This is a genomic window from Treponema sp. UBA3813 (genome assembly GCA_002368605.1).
Classification (GTDB): domain Bacteria; phylum Spirochaetota; class Spirochaetia; order Treponematales; family Treponemataceae; genus Treponema_D.
The window spans coordinates 1-22,252 of the sequence record DFEB01000027.1 but is presented as its reverse complement, the minus strand read 5'-3'; the positions used below and the strand labels follow the sequence as shown (position 1 = coordinate 22,252).

The 22,252-nt window shown below is 45.0% G+C and carries 17 protein-coding genes; 10 read left to right on the top strand and 7 right to left on the bottom strand.

Going from position 1 to position 22,252, the window contains the following annotated elements; all coding sequences use genetic code 11:
- Positions 1–4: 4 nt before the first annotated feature.
- From B2089_RS04030 to B2089_RS03995, 8 genes are all read left to right on the top strand, one after another.
- Positions 5–1,345: a hypothetical protein gene (locus tag B2089_RS04030; RefSeq protein ID WP_296326116.1), complete on the top strand. Its 1,341-nt coding sequence runs from the start codon at positions 5–7 to the stop codon at positions 1,343–1,345.
- A gap of 6 nt (positions 1,346–1,351) precedes the next feature.
- Entirely contained in the window at positions 1,352–3,934 is a 2,583-nt protein-coding gene (locus B2089_RS04025; RefSeq protein ID WP_296326118.1) for a tetratricopeptide repeat protein, read from the top strand.
- Between the two features lie 61 nt (positions 3,935–3,995).
- Entirely contained in the window at positions 3,996–5,633 is a 1,638-nt protein-coding gene (locus B2089_RS04020) for a hypothetical protein (RefSeq protein WP_296686064.1), read from the top strand.
- Between the two features lie 10 nt (positions 5,634–5,643).
- A complete protein-coding gene (locus B2089_RS04015; protein WP_296326121.1) occupies positions 5,644–6,255 on the top strand; it encodes a MotA/TolQ/ExbB proton channel family protein in 612 nt (203 codons plus the stop codon).
- Between the two features lie 9 nt (positions 6,256–6,264).
- Complete coding sequence (locus tag B2089_RS04010) at positions 6,265–6,672, top strand: ExbD/TolR family protein (RefSeq protein WP_296326124.1); 408 nt, start codon at positions 6,265–6,267, stop codon at positions 6,670–6,672.
- Positions 6,669–7,652 (top strand): hypothetical protein, encoded by a 984-nt coding sequence (locus B2089_RS04005; RefSeq protein WP_296326126.1) that lies wholly within the window; start codon positions 6,669–6,671, stop codon positions 7,650–7,652. Before B2089_RS04010 ends, B2089_RS04005 begins: the two co-directional genes overlap by 4 nt.
- A 60-nt stretch (positions 7,653–7,712) precedes the next feature.
- Positions 7,713–8,381, top strand: a complete 669-nt coding sequence (locus B2089_RS04000) for an HAD family hydrolase (RefSeq protein WP_296326128.1) — start codon at positions 7,713–7,715, stop codon at positions 8,379–8,381.
- A 44-nt stretch (positions 8,382–8,425) separates the two neighbouring features.
- Complete coding sequence (locus tag B2089_RS03995; RefSeq protein WP_296326130.1) at positions 8,426–13,717, top strand: SpiroCoCo family coiled-coil protein; 5,292 nt, start codon at positions 8,426–8,428, stop codon at positions 13,715–13,717.
- Between the two features lie 16 nt (positions 13,718–13,733).
- On the opposite strand, the gene ispF is transcribed toward B2089_RS03995, so the two are convergent.
- From ispF to B2089_RS03980, 3 genes are read right to left on the bottom strand one after another with little or no spacing between them, the layout of a single operon-like run.
- Positions 13,734–14,207, bottom strand: a complete 474-nt coding sequence (ispF, locus tag B2089_RS03990; protein ID WP_296326132.1) for a 2-C-methyl-D-erythritol 2,4-cyclodiphosphate synthase — start codon at positions 14,205–14,207, stop codon at positions 13,734–13,736.
- Positions 14,204–14,971, bottom strand: a complete 768-nt coding sequence (locus B2089_RS03985; protein ID WP_296326134.1) for an IspD/TarI family cytidylyltransferase — start codon at positions 14,969–14,971, stop codon at positions 14,204–14,206. The genes ispF and B2089_RS03985 overlap by 4 nt, the downstream gene beginning before the upstream one ends.
- Positions 14,971–15,645, bottom strand: a complete 675-nt coding sequence (locus B2089_RS03980; protein WP_296326136.1) for a CarD family transcriptional regulator — start codon at positions 15,643–15,645, stop codon at positions 14,971–14,973. The genes B2089_RS03985 and B2089_RS03980 overlap by 1 nt, the downstream gene beginning before the upstream one ends.
- Before the next feature lie 275 nt (positions 15,646–15,920).
- Here B2089_RS03980 and B2089_RS03975 point away from each other — a divergent pair, with 275 nt between their 5' ends.
- Positions 15,921–18,128, top strand: coding sequence for a DEAD/DEAH box helicase (locus B2089_RS03975; protein WP_296326139.1), 2,208 nt, complete (start codon positions 15,921–15,923; stop codon positions 18,126–18,128).
- Between the two features lie 54 nt (positions 18,129–18,182).
- Here B2089_RS03975 and hisF read toward each other — a convergent pair whose 3' ends face one another.
- Entirely contained in the window at positions 18,183–18,947 is a 765-nt protein-coding gene (gene hisF, locus B2089_RS03970) for an imidazole glycerol phosphate synthase subunit HisF (RefSeq protein WP_296326141.1), read from the bottom strand.
- On the bottom strand, positions 18,941–19,636 hold the full coding sequence (gene hisH / locus B2089_RS03965) for an imidazole glycerol phosphate synthase subunit HisH (RefSeq protein ID WP_296326143.1): 696 nt from the start codon (positions 19,634–19,636) through the stop codon (positions 18,941–18,943). The genes hisF and hisH overlap by 7 nt, the downstream gene beginning before the upstream one ends.
- Before the next feature lie 102 nt (positions 19,637–19,738).
- On the opposite strand from hisH, the gene B2089_RS03960 reads away from it, so the two are divergent.
- Entirely contained in the window at positions 19,739–19,972 is a 234-nt protein-coding gene (locus tag B2089_RS03960) for a hypothetical protein (protein ID WP_296326146.1), read from the top strand.
- On the opposite strand, the gene B2089_RS03955 is transcribed toward B2089_RS03960, so the two are convergent.
- Positions 19,884–21,551, bottom strand: a complete 1,668-nt coding sequence (locus B2089_RS03955) for a RecQ family ATP-dependent DNA helicase (protein ID WP_296326148.1) — start codon at positions 21,549–21,551, stop codon at positions 19,884–19,886. The genes B2089_RS03960 and B2089_RS03955 overlap by 89 nt on opposite strands.
- 65 nt (positions 21,552–21,616) lie before the next feature.
- Positions 21,617–22,252: OmpA family protein (locus B2089_RS03950; RefSeq protein ID WP_296686054.1), on the bottom strand; the 636-nt coding region annotated here is incomplete at its 5' end.

Sequence of the window (22,252 nt, the reverse complement as noted above, 5' to 3'; positions counted from 1 at the left end):
ATGTATGATTATGCCACTTTCGGCACAGAATAACCGCTTCCGTGTACCTGATTCTTCTGTAATCAGAAAGGCTGTGGCGGAAAATTGGTTTGAGCAGCCACTTGAAACATTGCGTCACAATCGCACGGAACTTCGTACAAATTCTATTGGACAGATTTTTCAGATTAGGCTTGAAGAAACGAGAGATTTGTTCTCAATAATCATAGCACCTGAAACTCAGGTTGCCGTTGATGTTTACACTCAGGACGGAGTTCAGCACAAAACGGTTGATGAGTACCCTGCTGATGCCTGCGGTTCCTGGATTTTGATTCGTGATTCTGTTACGGGAAAGCCTGTCCATATTAAGTATTATTTTGCCGGTGATAGTGAGATTTTCGTTCAATTTTCTCCCAGCGGAAATAAAACTCTCGCAGATTATGTGATTGACGGATGTTATGCAGCCCGTGGAGTTCCTGTGGGAGTTCCATTCGATTATTTTTACAGGGCTTCATTTGCTTCTGTTCTTTCACTGACAGAAAAGTCTCTTCCATGGCAGTATGCCGACATCCATCCTGAGCAGTATCACGCAAATCTTGTTATGGTCGCTGAAATTAAGAAAAATCTTGAACGAATCAAACAGGTTCCGGACGGATGCTATGATGAAAACGGAAAGCCGATTTTTTTGTACGGGAAAAAAGCAGGACAGAGCCGCGAAGTCAGTGCGGATGATAAAGAGAATAATATCCTCACAATGAATGGCTCTGGCTTTACAAAATGGGTTATTGATGGTGTGATAACGCCAATTACAGGAAGCTCAACTTACTTACTTCCGCTTTTACGGCCAACGACTCAGGTAAATGCTTTGGGACTGGCAGGAATTAAAACTCAAAATGAAAACCTTTTTCTTGATTTGGACTGGACGCGAAACCTTGCTGCGGCGAGAATGTCGGTTCAGGCTAAAAGAAAATATCTTTACGAAGAAACTGGCGTTGATGTAAAAATCGAACCGTTCAGCTCTGAAATTTCTGAAAAAGGGATCACTTCGGTGGCTGGATACATAAAAAACTCAGGATATGAAATCAAATACTTGAAACCTTTGCTTTATGTGCTCGGCGTGACAGAACCGACATATTTTTACCTTGCGGCAATTCGCCGTACGGTTCATCCAAGCGATGGTTCTCCAGAATTCAAAGTTTTCGATTCTTCTGCGGTGATTTTTCCCTATTTCGACAAGAACGGTCAGTTCAGTTGCACGATTTTTGAAAACGGTAAAGAATTGTCACTTGCTCAGTTCACGAAAAAATACCCCGACAGTTTTATTCATTTAACGCGAGTTCTCTCAACAGACCGCTTCGCTCCGCTTTGATAAAATATGAAAAATCTTTTTTTAACATTCTTTTTTTTGTTTTTGATTTTTACTCCCTTGTTCGGAGAAAATCAAAATGTTTCCGCCCAGCTAAAGTCAGATTACCAGTCTGGCTTTTATCCAGGTGTTCTCCGCTCTGCTGAGAAAATTCTCCGTGGCGATAAAAATTCGCTTGAGGCTTTCAGGGCAGCTGTTTACGCAGGAGAAAGTTTGTTCCGCATGGGAAGAGTGTCTGATGCGCTCTCCATGCTCCAAAAATACCAATTTCCGATTGACTCGCAAAACCAAGAGACGGTTCAGCTGAATTCCGCGCGTTTTTTTTGGCTTGGCAGGGCTTATTTTTCTCAGAAGAATTATATATCCGCACAGGAATGTTTTTATTCTTCAGCGTCACTTAAAGGTGATTATTATTCTCTTTCTCTTTTATATGCTGCCCGATCTTTTTTTGCCTCTGGTAATTACGAAAAATCTCTTCCCCTTTACGAATATGTGATTTCAAATGGCCAGAATTTTACTTTAGAGGATTATGAAGATTCTGTACTTGAGCTTGCCCAAAGTTATCTTACCCTTGCCGACAAGAAAAATGCCGAAAAATGCGTGAAATTGATTTCGCAACTTGAGGATGCCGCCTTTGATGAAAAAACGAAAGAAAATTTGCTTGTTTTTAAAGGAGAGGCTTTGGAAATCCTCGGTGATTACGAATCAGCCTGTAAAGTTTACGCATCTGCCGGAGAGAGCGAAAAAGCTGCTGTGCTTTCCGTTTGGCTTTCTGTGTATAGGGCAGATGAAGCTTTCAAAAAAAATATTGATATAAGCGAAGGTTGCAGAACAGCCCTTGAGATTTTGACTGAAGCAGAAAAAAATGAAAAAAGCCTCAAAATAAAAAACGAGGCTCTTGATGAATTCATTTCAATTTCAATCGCACGATATAAGGGATTTTTAAAAAACTGGAAAGAATGTGAATCTGCCGCCGCAAAATGTATGCAGTCAGAAAATCCTGAAATCAAAAAAAGTGCCGTTTACTGGACGGCTCTTTCTCAATATGAGCGAGGAGATGCAAAGTCGTCGGTTTCCGTAATCGAAAAATATTCCCGTGACGAAAAAATCACTGACAAGTCAATTTTGATTCTATACGCAAAAGCTCTCGCCAAAAGCGGGCGCTATCATGATGCGGACGAAATTTTCTATTCTCTTGGAGAAAAAAATCAGCTGGATAATGATGGACGGCTTGATTATTCGCGGACGCTTTTAATTTCCGGCTATTATAAATCAACAAAAGAAGAAGCGGCGAAAGCAAGCGGAGACGAGGCAGCTTATCTTTCGGCTCTAGCTTCCTTTAATCAGCATGATTGGAAAGATGCCGAAAAAGGCTTTTCAAAAGTTCTTGCATCAAAATCTCTTCCCGCAGAATATCTTGCTTTTGCCCAATTCTACTTAGGGTACGCTCAGTATCAGGCTGGAAAATACGCAGAATCTGTAGCAAGCATTTCCTCTTTTGTTTCTGAAAATCCTGTGCACCAGTTCACTTGGTCTGCATATATGACTCAGGCTCGTGGAGCGGCCCTTGTCCAAAAAACAGAAATTGCCCTTTCTTCCTCAGAAAATGCGGTAAAAACGGCACGCAACGAAGGAGAGCGAAACGAAGCGCTGATTTTGTCGGCAGGCATTTTATCTGATTCAAAAAGATATGATGACGCGCTGGCTCTTCTTGCGCCCTATGTTTCAAAACGCACGGAATTTGCTTACGAATGCAAATATCGGAGTGCGGAAATCCTTGTTCAGAAAGGAAATCTCTCTGATGCTGATAAATACTTTGCGGATTTGGCGGCGACAACAGACAAAAAGGCAATCCTCATTTCTGAAGAAGCGGCCTATCGCCGTGCAGAAATCGCCTATTCTTCTGGAGACTATAAAAAAGCTACCGAATTGTTCGAATCATACAGCAAAAAATGGCCAAATGGGCGATTTTCTTTTGCAGCGATTTATTTTTCTGCAGACTGTCTTGCAAAGACTGGCAAGGAAACAAAAGCCATTCTTCGTTATGAGCAAATTACTGATTCTAAGGCTGAAACTTCATATCGTTACAGTGCCGAAAAAAATCTGATTGATTTATACGAAAAAAACGAAGAATATGAGTCAGCGATTGCGATGGCAAACAGAATGATTGAGGAATACGGATCGCAGGCAAAAAATGACGGAATTGATAAAAAAATCCGTTCCTTAAAAGAAAAAATGGTCTGGAATGCAAATTCTGAAGAAGACAGAATCAAAACGGCAGAAAGAGAACTTGCTAAACTGAAAAATGATGCGGCTCAGAGTCCTCTTGCCATGAAAAACGCCCTCTTCTTGGCTGCGGCATATAGAAATAAAAGTGACAATAAAAAATCTGCGGAACTCTACCTTGATGCGGCGAAATATGCGCGGCAATCGGGCGATGATGAGAATGCGGCGAGGGCTTTTTACGGAGCAATTGAAGCCTTTGATGCGGCTGGCTTATACGGAGACGCTAGAGCCACTTTCACCGAAATGAAAAAACTTTATCCGGAAAGCGCCTACACAAAAAATGGCGAAAAACTGTTTAAGAATTAGGCATTAGGAGTCAGAAAATATGAGAACCTGTTTTTTTTCTACGAAGAAAATTTTACTGAATATGATTATTCTTTGCGCAGCGAATTTTTTATTTGCCCAAAGTGTAGAAGAAGAAATTGAACTTCCAGATGTAACGACTGTCGTAAACGGAAAGACTTTTACGGCGGGAAAAGATTCAGTTCCAGATTACACTAAGATTCTTCCTGAAAATTCGTCGCCGGAAGTTAGTTTGCCTAAGATGGACGGGGTAAAAACTTCTCCTAAACGCACTGAAAGTCGTGAACGAATAAGTCAGAAAGAAAAAGATATTTATGCTCAGGGCGAACTTGGAGCCGGCTATCCTTTTTATTTTAAAGGTGATTTTTCGGTTTATCGTGCATCTGGCGACTCACCCTTTGAGATTGATTTTACTCATGAAAGTGCAGAAGGATTTGCCCGAAAAAAATCAAATGAAGGCTATTTTGTTAGGAACACGGCCGTAACCGGAAAAAAATCTTTTTTCGGAGATTATGGAAATCATGCTTTTGGAGCAGAATATAAGATGAGTGATGATGGGCTTCAGCTTGAATCTGACACTTATTCTGACATGGTTCGCCATACAATTTCGGGAAATGCAAGTTCAGACTGGAGAATCCCGAACGGTTTTTTGATTTCTTACGGGGCAGATGGCGCCTGGTTTAACCGTTATGGCCAGATTATGAAAGACAGCGTTAGCAGCGGGGATTTTTATGATACTACGAAAATTCTTGATGTGAATCCCTATTTTGGCTTTGGCTGGCAGGGGCATGGTTTTAAAACAATACTCAAGGGACTTTATGGTTTTCAGGCAAATCTTGAGGATACGAGCAATCTTCAAAAAATCGAAGGCTCTTCAAGTGCGGAGGCATCGCACAGAGGTCAGTTCAAGCTTGCTTTTTCATGGGAAAACGAAAGTGTTACTGTGGGCGCGGACGGCTCTTTGATTGTGGGAACGGCAATCGGAAAAAAAGAAGTGATTCCGGCCTTTACAGGAATTTTTGACTTAAAGACGAAGGCATTTTCTGAGGGCAGATATTTTACTCTTTCAGTGCGAGGTGGCATCGACTCATATCAGGAGAAAATCCGAAATCTTGAAAATAAATACCGATTCTCAGTCGTTCCTGCCATCCCTGTTGAAACAACGGATTGGTTTTCAAAAGTGGATGCAAGTCTCCCGATTTTATCTGCATTTGAGTTGAAAGGCGGATTTGAATTCAGGAAAAGTGTCTTTGAAAATGGAGTGTGGCAATCAGAATTCAAAAAAAGCGAACGATACAAGGGCTTGTACATAATTAGTCCAAAGGAACGAACCGAAATCAACTCCGCACTAGGATTTTATGCTGATTTTGCTCCAGTAAAAGCGAGCGTGGAATGGAAATCTTATTGGAAAGACATCCCCAGCCTTGAGGACGAGCAGAAAATTAAATTTTCTCTCGAATATCAGAGTGCGGACGCAAAATGGAATGCCGGGACTTCGACGGCTGTCTCATTGGGAGAAGATGCCGATTTGTGCCCGGATATTTCTGCTTGGGCGGGCCTTCGGCTTGCGAGCAATTTAAGCCTTGCGCTTGAAGTCAATGATGTAATAAAATTGTTTCACGGAACAAGCCGGGATTATGCACATTCAGAGTACATAACGACTTCGGGAAATGCCGTTCTTTTGGCTAAATTCCAATTCTAAGGTGGGAAATATGCTTAACTTGTTAAAAAGTGGCGGAGTCTTGATGATTCCGATTTTGATTTGCGGTCTTTTTGCGACTTATATTATCATCGAGCGACTTGTCTATTTCGCTTCGGTCAAAAAAAGAGACACTGAGTTGCGAAAGAATCTTGAGGAAGCCCTTTCTTCCAATGAATTTGCCGCAGCAGAGGCATTCTGCACTCAGACTGGCACCCCTCTCGCTCATGCGGCAAAAAAAGCCCTTGATTGTCGTAAGCTTACCGAAGACGACATGCGGGAAATCGTCCAGTGCGAAATCGATGCCGTGGCTCCCCAATTCGACCACTGGCTCACCCTTTTAAGCACAATCGCCAATATCTCAACCTTGCTGGGGCTTTTCGGAACCGTTACCGGTAACATTAAGGCATTCGGCGTCTTAGGTTCTGGCGGCACCATGGGAAATCCTGCCCTTTTGGCAAGCTCAATCTCCGAGGCTCTCATGACCACGGCGGCCGGTCTTTTCGTTGCCATTCCTTCCCTCATTTTCAGCAATTATCTCTCTCGCCGGGCAGATAAATGCGTCACCGAAATGGAAGGCACTGTCACCAAGTTGATTTTGCGTCTCACCGGGCGGGTAATGTAAGGAAGAGCCATGAAAGTCTCAAACCGAAAAAAGCGGGGCGTGGCAGTTGACCTCACCCCTATGATTGATGTTGTTTTTCAGCTGATTCTCTTCTTTCTGGTTTCCACCACCTTTGCGCTTCTGCCGGCAATCAATGTGAATCTGCCCGAAAGCTCAACGGCACAGGGAGCGGAAATCGCCGGAATCACGATTACAGTGCAATCAAACGGAAAAATGTGGTTCAACGACGAGCAGGTTTCGTTAAAAACTTTGGGGCAAAAACTCGCTTCATTTGACACCGAAGGCAAAAAAAAGGACGAGTACCCAGTCACATTGGAAGCCGACGAGAATGTCACCAACGGCTCAATCGTCAAGATTTTCGATATTCTCCGTGAGCAAGGTTTTGTCAGCATCAATTTAAGGACAAGCGATAAATGACAGAAGTTCAGCAGAAGCCCGCCCTCGCAGGATTGGTGGGAACGATTCTAATTTGGATTCTGATTTTTCTCTTCTTTTATTTTTCGGCCCTTTTTTTTGCGCCCAAGCCCTATAAAACCATAAAAATCCGCCTGGATGCTCCTTCAACCTCTGCGGGGGAATCTGTTGCAAAACCTGCCCCCGCAACGCCCCCAAAAGCTTCGGCACAGCAAAATAAGCCGGCCGCGAGCAAGCCTTCTCCTTCAAAAGCCGCTACAGCTAAGCCCGCTCCAACAAAAACTGTCGAGCAGCCTAAAATGGCAGAGCAGACTTTGCAAAAAAGCATGGAAGAGCTTATGGCCGAGCAGCAGGCTAAAAAAACGACAAAAAAAGAATTCGACTGGTCTCAGTTTGACGACATTGAAGGAAATTCTTCTTCAAATTCCAGCTCTGCCGCCCTTGCAAAAAACACGGCTTCAAATGCAAGCAGCCAAAACGCTTTTTCGGGAAGCGCCGCATCTTCTTCAAATTCCCAGTCTACCGCAGCCAGCGCGACATCTTCTAATGCCCGCTCGTCGGCAAATCAGAGCGCAAGTTCCGCCACATCTTCTGCTTTGGCCGGGGCTGTTTCTGCAAAACGCTATTCTTCAAATTCAGGCGGCGTTTCTTCGACTGTCTCTGCAAATACAGGCTCTTCTTCTGACGGAAAAGTTTCCTTGCAAATGTCAGACGGCACTTCCCGTGCACTTCTTGAACCGACTGAGCCAAAAATCCTGCTTTCCCCAGAGGCGTCGGCTCTTATTGACAGCACGAAGCGCCTTACGGTTACTTTCACCGTTATGGCAAGCGGAAATGTTCAAGTTACCAGCATAAAAATCTCTCCTGATATTCTTCCTTCACTGGTCTCAATGGAAATCCGTGAGCAAATTTCCCGCTGGCGATTCCAAGCCGCTTCTTATGACGGAACGGCCCGCTTCGACTACACAATCCAGAAAAACTAAATTCACTGTTGCTTGTAAGACACTTTCTTTATTATCTATTCCATGATATAATAAGGTGTTATGTTCGGGGAAATAAAAGCCGTCGCATTCGATATTGATGGCACTCTGTATCCTTCTTTTTCTCTCTACATTCGGCTTGTTCCGTATATTATCCGGCATTTAAAATTTTATCTGCATTACAATAAAGTCCGTCGAATCATGCATCGTACGGCACCGCTTCCAGACTTCTATGAATATCAGGCTCGTCTCATGGCAGAGGATATGGGGTGTTCAGCGGCAGAAGCTCGTGAGCAAATCAAAAAAATTGCCTATGACGGATTGCGGCCATATTTTGAAAAAATCAAGCCTTTCAAAAATGCCCTTGAGGTTTTTAAAAAGCTTCACGAAAAAGGCTTTAAACTTGCTTTGCTTTCGGATTTTCCTCCCAGTCAAAAAGGGGATATCTGGGGAATCATCCCATATTGTGATTTGATTCTTGGAACCGAAGAAATAGGCGCGCTCAAACCGTCGAAATATCCTTTCGGAATCCTTGCGATTGGTCTTGAATTGGAGCCGAGTCAAATTCTTTATGTCGGTAACAGCATTAAATTTGATGTCCGTGGTGCAAAAAATGCGGGCATGAAGGCGGCGATTATCGCTTCACCGCTCAAAAGAATTTTCAGCAAAAAAATCAAAGAAGCCGATATTTCATTCTCAAACTATCGTCAATTTCTCGATGTTGTGCTATAATGTTATAACTGTACTTATTTTAAAAGTTCGGGTGGGGATAAAAAGTGTTAATTACTATCGCAATATTGCTGTCCGTTGCGGCGGCTTCTGCCGTTGTTGTCGTTTCGCGCCATATCGACCGTGACAACAACTCAATGGATAAAGTCAGGCGCTATGCCGAAAAGCGAATCGAAGAATTTGATTCTTTTTTTAATCAGCAGGCTCAAAAATTAAACTCTATTTCCGCTAACCTTGAGACTCAGCAAGCTCAGGCAGTCGCAGCAGTAAAACGCCTTGAAAATCAAATAGAACAGTTCAGTGAGGCAAGCAAAGAATTTGACAAACAGTTCGATGCAGTTGATAACATCGGGCAAAAAATCGACGCTTACGGAAAAGTCTTGGGTGAGCTCATGGAAATGACCGAGAAGGTCGAGGAAAATCTTGTCAGAATCAAAAAAGAATCAGTTATTATCGACAAACTCAACGACCGCATTGCTTCACAAGAAAAGGCCGTCGAGCGGCTTGATGAGCGAATCCCCGAAATCAGCAACGAATTTGCAAAGCGAAATAACGAAAGCCTTAAACTCATCGGTACAGAACTCTTAAATCAATATAAGGAACGGGCTCAAGCCCTTGAAGATTCAACTTCAACCTCTGAGGAAAAAAGCCGGGAACTTCTCGCAAATCTCGAAAGTGGAATTCAAGACGCCTATAGAAATGCTGCAGCCCGCGCTCAATCCCTCGAAGACGCAGCCTTTGCTCAGCTTTCCGAAAACTCCGAGCAGCGAAAGGCAAGCGTTCTCAAAGCCATGGATGAGCAAACTCGTCAGCTTGCAAGTCATATTGATTCTTCTGTCATGCAGGCGCAAAAATCAAATGAGGCGAAAATTGCCGAATTTGAACAGGCAATTCAGGATAAAGTCAGCGCGATTACCACAAATGTTGACAATGACATAGCTAACCTGGATGTTTCCGTTAAAGAGCGTGCAAAACAACTCAATCAGCAGTTTACGGCGGGAAATGCCGAAATCCGGCAGATGCTTTCAGAGGCACTTGCAGCATCAAAGGCAACTGCAAAAGAACTTTCTGCAGAAACTCACGGAAACGGCAAAACTCTCGAAACTCTCCGGGAAAAACTCGGCCAGCAGATTCAGGCCTTGCAGGAACGGTACGGAAAACTTTACGAAAAAGCCATCCAGAGTGCGGATGCACGGGAAAACGCGGCATACGCAAAATATCAGGAAATTTCCGACAAGCATCTTGATACCTTCAAATCTGCGGTTGAGGGCAAAATCAATGGAATGCAGGCAGAGGTCAATACCCGTGTCAGCTCATTCACATCTGAAATTACAGAAAAACAGAATGATGTGGAGTCAAAGGTTTCTGGTCTGGCAGAAAGTGTTGAGTCTCGGCTTGCAAATCTCACTAGTGGAATCGAGAGCAAATTCGGCGAACTTCAAAATGGCGTTGTCTCTAAATTTAACGGTCTCAGTCAGGGAGTCGAAACGAAAGTCAACGATTTGCAAAAAGATGTTGTCACGAAAATTACGAGCCTTCAGAATGAGGTTGATTCAAAAGTCTCCGATTTGCATGCTTCTGTTGAGGCAAGCATCGATGAAATGCAGCATGATGTTAATGGAAGGGTCAGCGGTTTGCAAGGTGAAGTCAGTCAGAAGATTGAGTCAATGGAACAGACCGTTAACAATAAAATCACTGAAATGAATGACACGGTTGAGGGTAAAGTCAACGGTATCGTTCAGATTGTTGAAGGAAAAGTTTCTGGCCTTGATTATGATGTTGACGGAAAAGTTAATGAAATTGTCAGCGGCATCAACGAAAAAATTGATTCTCTCCAAGGAATTGTCGATTCAAAAGTCAATGGAATGGAGAGTGGTGTAAATGAAAAAGTCTATTCTCTTGAAAGTTCTGTTAATTCAAAAATTTCTGAATTGGAGCAGGCTGTCGAAGATAAAGTAGCGGATTTGAATGACATTGTTGATATGAAGGTCGGAAATCTTGATGAAGGCGTTTCTCAAAAAGTCGGCGGATTGCAGGACATGGTAGACGAGAAAGTCTCTGGCTTACAGAATACCGTTGAAGAAAAAGTTTCCGGCTTGCAGGGAATGGTTGAGGGGAATGTCGCCGACTTGCAAAATCTTGTTGAAGGCAAAGTCTCTGGCTTACAGAATATCGTTGAGGAAAAAGTTTCCGGCTTGCAGGGAATGGTTGAGGGAAATGTCGCCAATTTGCAGAATCTTGTTGAAAGTAAAGTCAGCGGATTACAGAGCATGGTTGACGAGAAAGTCTCTGGCTTGCAGAACACAGTTGAAGAAAAAGTTTCTGGCTTGCAGAATATGGTTGATAGTCGAGTCGGCGGCCTTGATGAAAGTGTTGATTCAAAAGTCACCGGCCTTGAAAATCAAGTTCGTTCCCGCGTTGGAGAATTGCAGTCTCTCGTTGAGCAAAAAGTCGGCGGTTTACAGGATATTGTCGAGTCAAAGGTTACTGTTATCGTTGACGGCGTTGCCAAAAAGGTCTCAGATTTGGATGAAACGGTCAATTCAAATGTTTCAAAACTTGATGATGGCGTAAATCAAAAAATGGAGCAACTTCTTTCTGCCGTAAACGGAAAGGTTTCTGAGATTCAGCAGAATGTCGTTGAACAGGTTACTGGCTTGCAGAACGAGGTTGATTCAAAAGTCGGAAATATGCAAAATTCTGTTCAGCAGATTGTTTCTGATTTGGAAAATCAGGTTGACTCAAAAGTCAATGCTCTTCAAGATGCCGTGGCAGAAAAGGTTTCTTCTTTACAGGAAGGAGTCGTTGATAAAGTCTCAAACTTGCAGCATGAGGTTATCGAAAAAGTCGGTTCCCTTGAAAATGAGGTTGAAGGCAGAATTTCAAGTTTGGAATCTAGTGTTGATTCTCGTGTTAATTCTGCCAATGAAAAAGTCGATGCGGCTTTGGATGAAGTAAAACGAAATCTTGAGGCATCGACCGAAGGCGCGACTGAAGCTGCTGAAAGCATTACGAAAACCGTTACGGCGGCTAATGAGCAGCTGCAGTCATTTAAGGCAAATTCTGACCAGCAAATTGCGCAGATTAACGGGGCGCTCAGGGATGTCCTCAAAAATCTTGCGGCGACATACGATACCAAGCAGTCTGAGCTTCTTGCAATGGTGGATAAACAGCTTGATGCCTATAAAAAAGATATGGATTATCGATTCCAGCAACTTGAAAAAACTGGAGCAGATGTTGATGCCCTTGAACATGAGTTGCGAGATTCCCTTTCTCATACACAGCAGCGTGTCCTTGATGAATTTACAAAATTCACTGAAGAGCAGGCCGTTCGTCACGGTCAGTTCCAAGATGCTATTAAAAAAGATTCTGAAATCGTGGAAGGTCGTCTTGCTGAACTTGAAAGTTCTCTTAAAGTTCTCGAAGAAACGGCAAGTACAAATGTCAGCGCAACGCTTTCTGCATTCGAACAAAAATATGGTGATGATTTGCAGCGACGAAGCGAAGAAATTGACGCAAATATCAATTCTTGGAAGCAGAATTTTGATTCAAAATTGTCTCTGCTTCAATCAGATGAAGAAGAAAATCGCCGTCAAATTGAAATCAAATATGCCGAAGATTTGCGAAATCACCTTGTTTCTTTGCAGGAAAAAAACCGTGAAACATCGGAGCGTTTTGAGAACCTCATCAAAAAAACAAACGATGATTTACAGGCGCAGATTATTGATGTTGAGCAAAAAATGCGTGACTTCCGTGAGAAAAATCGCGCAGATTTGGATGCTGCAACCACAAATTCTGATTCTTACATCAAGGGAACTCTTAAAACTTACGGAGAGCGTCTGAACGAGCTTCTTAATAAGTCAATTGATTCAAGTGCCGCAAAAATTTCTGAACTTGAGCAGGATTTGCTTGCACGAAGCGAAACCAATAAGGCTAATATCGATGCAATGGTTGGTGACTTCCGCGCATGGAGCGCACAGTTAAACAATCAGTTTGAGCAGTCTAAGGCCTTGTATAGCTCAAAATTTGAAAACATAAATAAAACGGCGGAGCAAACACTCGAAGAACTCAAAACAAAGTTCAATAGTAATTTCGAGGAATTCCGTCGTTCGGCCATCGCTGAACAGGAAGAGCTTTCCGAGAACATCAATGCGCTCAAAGATATGGTACAGTCATCTGTCATGAATTATAAAACTGAGTCAGAAAAGATTATTGCCGAGCAACAGGAGTCATACGAGCGAATGCTTAACGAAACTCAGGCCCGCGTTGTTGCACAGAATTCCGATTCTGACCGCGCTGTCCATGAAATTCAGCGGCAGATACAAGATATGCGTGATCAGCTTGCCGAGCGGCAGGGTGAAACAATCATGCAGATGAACAACAATGTCGATGCGTTGCAGAGTCGCTTCAGCGAAATTGATGCTCAGGTCAAGAATTTTGAAACAAAGATGCAGGCATTCAAGAAAGCCGATGAACTTCAGGCTGAACTTGAGGGGCAAATTGAGAACATCAAGAAAGAGCTTGCCCGCGTAGATACTTATCAGTCAGTTGTTTCAGATTTGGAAACTCACTTTATGGCTATTCAGAAAATTAATGAAGATATTGAGCAGAAACTCAATCGATTTACTTCAGAAAAATCTCAGATTGATTCTATCGAGCGCGACTTTAACAGACTTGTCACTTTGAGCGATACAATGGACCAGAAAATTAATGAGTTGCAATCCACAAGTGACGAATTGAACTCAATGAGACTTACAGTCCGTACATTCCAAGAATCCTTGGATAAAATTTCGACTCGTTATGACAGTCTTGAACGAAAAGAGACAATCATTGAGCAGCTTTCCGGTCAAGTTGATAAAACATTCGACAATCTCAAAGCAATAGAAAGTCGTCTCGACACTGTGAGCAATCAGTCAATGGCTCTTCCAAATACCATTACACAGATTCAGGCTCGAATCGATGAAATTATGCACAATTCTGGAAAGATAAATGAAGCTGTCGAGCAGATGACTTCTTTGCAGAATCTTTTGGAAGAAACTGAAAAGCGTACTGAACAAGTTCAGCGTGCAAAAGAAGGAATTGTCAATACAGAAATGCGACTCGCGAATTTGTCTCAGGAAATAAATGACAAATTCGACATGCTTGAGCGAATTACAAAAAATGAAGTTGAGGCTTCTGCCGCTGATTCAAGTACAGATAATACGAATTCTCGCTTGTCTCCAAAAGACCGAGAAACAATTATTTCTCTCAAGCGAATGGGTTGGACAGTTGAGGAAATTGCCCGCCGCTACAAGAGAACCGTGGGTGAAGTTGAAATGGTTATTGATATGGGACTGTAACAAAAATTACTTCCCCCTATTTTTCCAAGAGGCAAGTAGCCCAAACTTCCACGGCCCTGCCTTGCCCGATGTCGCCCAGTTTTTCGCCGGTTTTGGCTTTTACGAAAATTTGAGATGGCTCAACGCCCAGAACGCCTGCAATTGATTCGATTACTTGCTGGCGGTAAGGAAGAAACTTAGGTCTTTCAAGAGCGATGACGCAATCCATGTTTCCTAAATGCCAGCCGGCTTTTTTTACATCTTCCCAGCAGGTTTTTAAAAGAAGTTTTGAGTCAGCGTCTTTCCATTGGGCTTCGCTGGGCGGAAAGTATGAGCCTATGTCGCCCAAGCCTGACGCTCCCAGTAAAGCATCTGTGATTGCGTGAAGAAGCACATCGCCGTCAGAGTGGCCGGCTTCTCCCTTTTCAAAGGGGATTTCGACTCCACCGAGCATGAGCTTTCGCCCCTCGGTGAGAACATGTTTGTCGTAGCCTAATCCAACGCGAATCATAGGAATTTAATGTCTTCGGGATAAGTGATTTTTTTGTTTTCAGGATCGCCAAGCACGACTTTTACGCGGGAATAAGGCTCACCATTTTCGTCCTTGCGCTTTGATGCGTATTCGTCCCAAATTTCGGTGTCATCGGTGAAAGTTTTTGTGCTTTCAGCGGCAATCCTGTGGGCTTCAAGAATGGGCTCAAATTTGAAAACCTGGGGCGTTTGCACGGCGGTGAGGCTGGCTCGAAGCAAATGTTTTACGATAAAGCCGTTTTCGTCTATCTTTTTTTGAGTTTCAGTGGGCTGTAAGCCTGGAACCGCCGCTCCGAATTCAGTTGCCGCCCGGTAAGTGAGCTGGACAGTTTCTGCCTTAAGGAAAGGACGCGCGCCGTCATGAATGAAAACAAGGGAGCAGTCAGGAGAATTCTCGCTGATTGCCTCAAGGGCGTCATGCACTGATTCCTGACGAGTTTTGCCACCAGGAACAAAAATGAACTTGGCCTTGTAGTTTTTGACAAAATCATCGGCAAAAAGAGCGTCTTTTGATTTTTGCTCATTTGCCTTTAAATCTTCGGCATTGTCTGAATTTGGATAAGTGACAACAACGGTTGAAAAATCCAGCGTGGAAAGAAAGGCTTTGGCCGCGCATGAAAGCACAGTGCCGCCGTTCATAGCGAGATATTCCTTTTTTATTTTTGTGCCTGTTTTGTCAAAACCGATTCGGGCAGAAGAGCCTGCCGCAACCAGAATCAGAGCAAGTTCATCGTTTTGTGCCATTACTCGTCGTCGTCTCCGTCATCGTCCATTTCGTCGCCAGAATCAGCCTCGTCAGAATCTTCGTCATCTGAATCTTCGTTTTCTGATTCGTCCGAATCGTTTACATCGTCTGCAAATTCATCATCATCATCATCGTCATCATCAATAATTGGAGATTTTTTGCTAATCATTGCACCCAACGGTTCAAGTTTTGCGTGGAGCATAGCTTCGATTTCTTTTGATGGCTTGCCGAGAGCGAATGCGATTTCGTCTTCAAGGAGTTTTTTTGCATTGTCGTAGAGTTTGCGCTCCAAAATCGGCAATTCCTTTACCTTCGAACGATGATAAAGGGTGCGAACAATGCTAACGATGTCGAAAATGCTGCCTTTTTTGAGCAGGTCGAGGTTCATCTGATAGCGGAGCTTCCAGTCTGAAGTGACTGGCTCAATTTCTTGTCCCAGCAATTCAAGTGCCTTTTGAGCATCTTCTGCACAAACAATCGGTCGAATTCCAATCATGCTTGCATTTGCGACAGGAACCATAACGACCATGTCAGATACTTCGAGATAAATTTTGTAGTATTTGACCGTATTTTCGCCGACCTTTTTTTCAAAAATTTCTTTTACCTGGCCGACACCCTGACTTGGGTACACGACACGCTGATCAACAGCGAATTCAATGTTTTCTTCACTCATAGATAAAGATTATACCATAAAATACAAGAAAAGAAAACACTAAGTTTTAAATGCGATATTTTCAATAATTTGCTTGCATTTGTTAAATATTTCCGATATAGTAGAGCAACATTCTTAAAGAAGCAGAGGGCTTCTTGGAAACTTTTTAGTTTCATATTTTCTTGCGTGTTTACGCTTTTGATTTCGCATAGATTATCGGCTGTCTCCGGTAATAAAAATCCACTTTTACAGATTTTGCGATTCCCAAGGGCAAAGACACGCCATAGGGGACACAAATGGAAAATTTAGAATTTGACGATTCAGTCGTCACCAATGGGGAAACTGTCTCTGCAGAGAATCAGGCAGTTTCAAATGAAGAATCTAAATCGCAGCTGGAGCAATTCGCCGACGATTTGGAAAAAGATTATTCCGATGATGAAGTCGATTTTGACGAATCAGATTCAGAGAATTCCGATGAGGACTCAGAAGACGACGGAGAGATTTCCTTCGCAGATTTAGGCCTTGATGAGACGATTCTTGCCGCCATCGAAAAGAAGGGCTTTAAGCATCCGTCGCCCATTCAGGTTTTGGCAATTCCGCGTCTTTTGAACGGAGATGCCAACATTATCGCTAAGGCCAGGACAGGCACCGGTAAAACAGCCGCATTCGGCTTGCCAATCGTCCAGCGGGTTCACGAAGAGAGCGACCATGTTCGCGCCCTTATTTTGGAACCGACCCGCGAGCTTGCAATTCAGACTTGTAACGAACTCCAGACTTTTACCAGCGGAAAATTCCCTAGAACCACAGTTTTGTACGGAGGAGCGAGCTACCGCGACCAAATCCGTGACTTGAAGCGTGGTTGTGAAATCGTCGTTGGAACACCGGGACGAATTCAGGATCACTTGGAGCGGGGAACTCTCAAACTCGACCAGATTGATTACTTTATCCTTGATGAAGGCGATGAAATGCTTGATATGGGCTTCATCGACGACATCGAGCATATTTTTGAGCAGGCCAAGCCGGACGCACGGATTTTGCTTTTCAGCGCCACCATGCCGAAGCCAATCTTGCGAATCGCCGAGCAGTTCATGGGTGACTATGAAATTTGTGAGGAAGAGGGCTTTGTTGAAGAGCCGCTTCTTATTGAGCAGAAATACTGGTTCGTCCGCGAAGGCGACAAAATCGAAGCTCTGGTACGAATCATCGATATGAGCCCGAATTTCTACGGTCTTGTTTTCACTCAGACTAAAAACGATGCCGACAATGTTACCCGAATGTTGGACGAAAAAGGCTATGATGTTGCGGCCTTGCACGGAGACATTCCTCAGGGCCAGCGCGAGAAGATTCTTGCCCGCTTCCGAAGCCGAAAAACCCGCGTTCTCGTGGCGACAGATGTTGCGGCTCGTGGTATCGACATCAACGGACTTAGCCATGTCGTAAACTATTCTCTTCCTTATGACGGGGCCACATATATTCACCGAATCGGACGAACTGGCCGAGCGGGAACAAGCGGAACGGCTATCACATTTGTGCGTCCGGAAGAGCGACGGAAACTTGAGTTCCTCAAAAACACTGTCCGCAAGGCAGCTAAGGGAGAGCTTAACGAAGAAGAAATCCCAAGCGTCAAGAAAGTTCTCGAAGTCAAACGGGAGCGAATGTTGGAAACCCTCAAAGTTCAGCTCGGCCTCATGCGCGATCCTGCTGATGTCAAAGACGGCGTTGTCTACATCGGCGGCGGAAAGGCTCAGGTTGAGGGCGAAGATTTGGACAAGCAGGACGATTTCGTTCCTGAGCTCAAATCCGTTGACGAAATCTATACAAAAATGGCGGCTGAGCTTTGCGAAGGTCAGAATGCACAGGCCGTTTTGGCTGGAATCTTGAGCGTTGATTACGGAAAATCTTTGGACGAATCACACTATGGCGACATCACGCCGATTCGCCCCCGCGGAGACCGATTCGGTGACCGTGATCGGGGCGGAAGACGAGGCGAGCGCGGCATGGGAGGACGCCGAGAGCGATTTGAAGGCGGCGAAGAGCGAAGCGACCAGAAGCGGCTTTTCATCCAGCTTGGCCGACGGGACGGATACAATGCAAGAGGAATCGCAGATTATTTCAGCGATTTGCTCAATATTCCCGGCAAACTGGTTGACCGCATCGATGTTTCAACGAACTTCTCTCTTGTCAGCTTGCCAATCGAAAGCGCAAACAAAGTTCTTGATTTGTCACAGAGCGGAAAAATCCCTCATGTTCATGTAGATTCAAAGAGCGGCGGCGGTCGCGGTGGCAGAGACCGAGACTTTGACGACTTCGGCGGCAGAGACCGTGGTTTTGGCGGTCGTGGACGAGGCGGATTCGGACGGGACAGAGACCGTGGATTTGGCCGTGACCGAGATCGCGGATTCGGCGGACGAGATCGTGACCGTGGCTTCGGGCGCAGAACCCATGCTCAGACAGAGCGAAGCGGCGCTTCTTCTTACAAGAAGAGCTTTAAGGACGAATTCTAAAAAAAATGCCACCGGCTGAATCGTGATAAAAATCACTTCAAACGGTGGCTTTTTTTACAATCGAACGGGAACGCCTAATTTGTTCAAATCGGCCTTGATTCCGTCAACGGTGTAGCCCATTGAGTGAACCATGCTGGCGATTAAGGCCGCGTCAGCTTTTCCGCTTGTTAAGACATCTGCCAAGTGCTCAGGCTTTCCGCCGCCACCAGAGGCGATTACGGGAACGCTCACATTTTCGGCAATCATGCGGGTGACATTCAGCTCATAGCCCTGACGAACGCCGTCAGCGTCGATTGAGTTAAGTACGATTTCGCCCGCTCCCAAAGAAACGGCTTTTTTTGCCCAGTCAAGGGCGTCTAAGTCAGTTTTGACTCGGCCTCCGTTGATATAAACCCTGTAGCCTGATGGCATTTCGGAATCTTTTGCGGCATCCATGCCAAGAACGATGCACTGGTTTCCGAAGATTCGCGCACCCTCGCGGATAAGGTCAGGATTTTTGACAGCCTGAGAGTTGAGGGAGATTTTTTCGGCACCGGCCAGAATCGTTGAACGGATGTCTTCGATGGAGCCGATTCCGCCGCCCACGCAGAAAGGAATGAAAACCTGCTCTGCAACGCGTGAAATCAAGTCGAGGATTGGTCCCCGCCCGCGAGCCGAAGCCATGATGTCATAAAAAACAAGCTCGTCAACTCCCTGCTCGTAATATTTTTTTGCCATCTCCACCGGGTCACCGATATCGATATTATTCTGAAACTTAACGCCTTTTGTAGTCCGTCCGTCCTTAACATCCAGACAGACAATAATTCGCTTTTTTAACATTTTATAAAATTCTCCAAGATTTTAAGCCCAGCTCGTCCGCTCTTTTCGGGGTGGAACTGGAAGGCGGTGATGCTTCCCTGACTTACGCAGGCTGGAACTTTACAGCCGTAATTTGCCCAGGCTTTTACGATTGACTGGTCGCTTGGTTGAATCAAATATGAATGCACGAAGTAAAAGTCTGATTTTGCGTCCACGCCGTTGAAAAGGGGAGAGGAGCCGTTGGCATATTCCAGATTGTTCCAGCCTATGTGAGGCACTTTGAGGGATTGTCGGGTCAAGCCCGACAATGACAGGGTATTGTCATTCCCGTGCTCTAAACTTTTGTCATTCCCGTGCTCTGACACGGGAATCTCTTTCCAGACGCTTTCAAAATGACGGATATTGCCTTTTAAAAGCCCTAAGCAATCCACGTCGCCTTCTTCTGAATGCTCAAAGATAATCTGGCTTCCCAGGCAGATACCCATAAGCGGCTTAGAAGCCTTTGCCCAGTCACGCAAAAATGAGTCAAAACCTGTGAGCTTTAGCTGCTCCATGGCATATTTTGCTTCGCCCACGCCCGGAAAAATAAGGCGGTCGCACTTTTCTAAATCGGCGGGATTTTTTGAAAGGACATATTCTGCCTTCAAAAATCCCAGCGCACGCTCAACGCTTTTGATGTTGCCAGCGTTGTAATCAACGATTCCTACCATGCGAAAAATGTAACACAAAATTTGGAAAATAAAAAGAGCGCGAGAGAAAAAGAAACCTTTTTAAGGTTGCGTTTGCTCTCGTTTTTGCCGATAATCATTTATATGATGAATACACATGACTTTCTCCCGGTGATTAAGGCCGTTCTCTCTGACAAGCGCGTGATTATTACGGCGGTCATCGTTTTCCTGTTTATGGATTTGTGTGCCTATGTGGTGCGTTACCGAAAAAAGCCCAAGACTCCAAAAGCTAAGAAAACAATCGCCGCGCCCGCTCCAGCTCCAGCCGAAAAAGCCGCCGAAGAAGGTGGAGACGATGCCGCTGGCGACGAGGAATAATACCGAAAAGATTTTTCCTGTTTTTTACGATGTCAAGCCGGTCACGCCAGAAAGTGCCGCAAACCCGGATTTTTCGCTCTGAGAAGAGCTGGGCGATGATTTCGGCGGTGTCTTTGGCGTCCCAGACATTGATTCCGAAGATTTTTAACTTCTTTCTATTAAATTGCTCTGTCAGTTCGCCCGTCGCTTCCTGCCGTGTGTAGAGGCGGCGATTTTTTTTGATAAAGTCGAAGGCCAATTTTGCGTCCCAGGCCGTGTAAGAGATTTTTTTGCCGCTGGCTGCCGCGTCGCAGATGTCACAGCCTGAGCAGACAGTTTCTTCGCCCCCAAGATAATCCAAAATATTCTGCCGCCTGCAAGTTTTGCTCATGGCGAAGTTACCCAAAGCCCGTTCCCTGCTTCCTTCTTTTGCCTGCCGCCAGCGAACGCTGTCAGCGTGATTCCAAATCAAGAGGGAATTTACATTGTCTCCGTTACGCCCCGCTCGCCCGGCCTCTTGAATGAAATTTTCCAGATGCTCTGGCGCGTCCAAATGCACGACGCTGGCAATATCTGATTTGTCAACGCCCATGCCGTAAGCGCAAGTCGCCGTGAGAATTCCGTCTTTTGAGCTGAAAAACCACTCTTCCACGGCATTTTTTTCTTCGCGGGTAAGCCCGGCGTGATAAAAGCGGATTTTTTCTGAGCCGAAATATGAGGCGCATAGGTGAGCCATTTCTTCGGTACGGCGGCGGCTTCCGCAAAAGATAATCAGGGGCTTTTTCATGGTGAGGGCGGCTTCAAGAGCGGCTTTCTTTTTTGCGTAGGCATAGCGCACTTCATAGTGAATGTTGGCTCGGTCGCTATCTCCCCGCACGAGATGATAATTTCCGTCAAAAAGGATTTCTGCAATGCGGTCGAGAACAGGTTTGCTTGCAGTGGCGGTGAAGGCCGTAATCAATTTGACATCAAGCCTTTTGAGGATTCTGCCAAGCTCCAGATAAGAAGGACGGAAAGAGTCGCCCCATTCCGAGACGCAGTGAGCCTCGTCAATGGCGATGTGGGAGATTTTGACCTGAGAGAGCCGCTCCAAGAGTTTTTCCCCGCTCAAAACTTCGGGATTTGCGATGATTACTCTGGCGGGATTTTCGCTGTCAGAAAGGGCAGCGAAATTCTCTTCCCGCTCTTCTGCGCTTTGACCGCCCTTAAAGACCACGCAGCGGATGCCCGCCTCTTCCATGCGGCGTTTTTGGTCGCTCATGAGGGCAAGCAGGGGATAAATGACGAGGGTGGCTCCTTGTAAAAGCAGGGCGGGCACTAAAAAGCACATGGATTTTCCCGCCCCAGTGGGCAAAAGCACAATCTGCCGACCGCGGTACAAATCATCATCGTCAGTGTGATTGGAAAAATCCTCGTCTTCTCGCAAGGCAGCCTCTCCGTCCAGAATATTGGCGATTACGATTCGCTGCCATGGAAACAAAAAAGGAACATGAAAGCCTTCGCGGGCTGCCCGGACAGCTCCGTCCGCATCAAAGAGCTCGTCCGCGCTGCCTTCCGCCACCCCAATCCCGTCAAAAGAAAATTTCTCGGTATCTGCCATTTTTTTCTCCTGCTATATATAGGCGAAAAAAGTTGATTTTCGGCAACAATTCGAGAAAATTCTTTTTATTTATCGAGAATCGTGATTTCTACGCGGCGGTTTTTTGCCATTCCTTCGGGAGTTGCGTTTGACGCGATGGGAACGCGGGCGCCGAAGCCCTGTGTGTAAACATGATATTTGTCGCGGACGCCGGTCTTAATCAGGTATTGTGCAACTGAATCAGCCCGCTCCTCGCTCAAAATCTGGCAGCTTTCCGCACTTCCTGAAAGGGCTGTGTGACCGGAAATCAGCAGGTCGTTGGGGAAGTCCTCGATGATTTTCGCGATTTTGTTAAGTTTGACTTTTTCTGAGTCCAAAAGCTCCGCGGAATTTGGCTTAAACTGAATGTTTTCGACAGAGATTGTGAGTCCTTTTTCGCTCTTGGTGACGCTGACATCTTCCAAATCCAAGTCTTTTACTTTTTCCAAAACCACCGCAAGATTCTCTTCTGTTGCAGTGCGCTCAAAATCAGTGACTTCAGCGTGAGCCTTTCCTGTAAAATCGAACTGATTTCCAAGATAAGTTTCCATGACGATTCTGAAATCTTCGGTGTAATGGTCAATCTGCCCTTTTTCGTTATCCCACCAAATCGTCTGATTTGAAAAGCCCATTGTCGTTACCGGAAAGTCATCGGTGAGCGTGTAGACATTTTCGGGAATCGG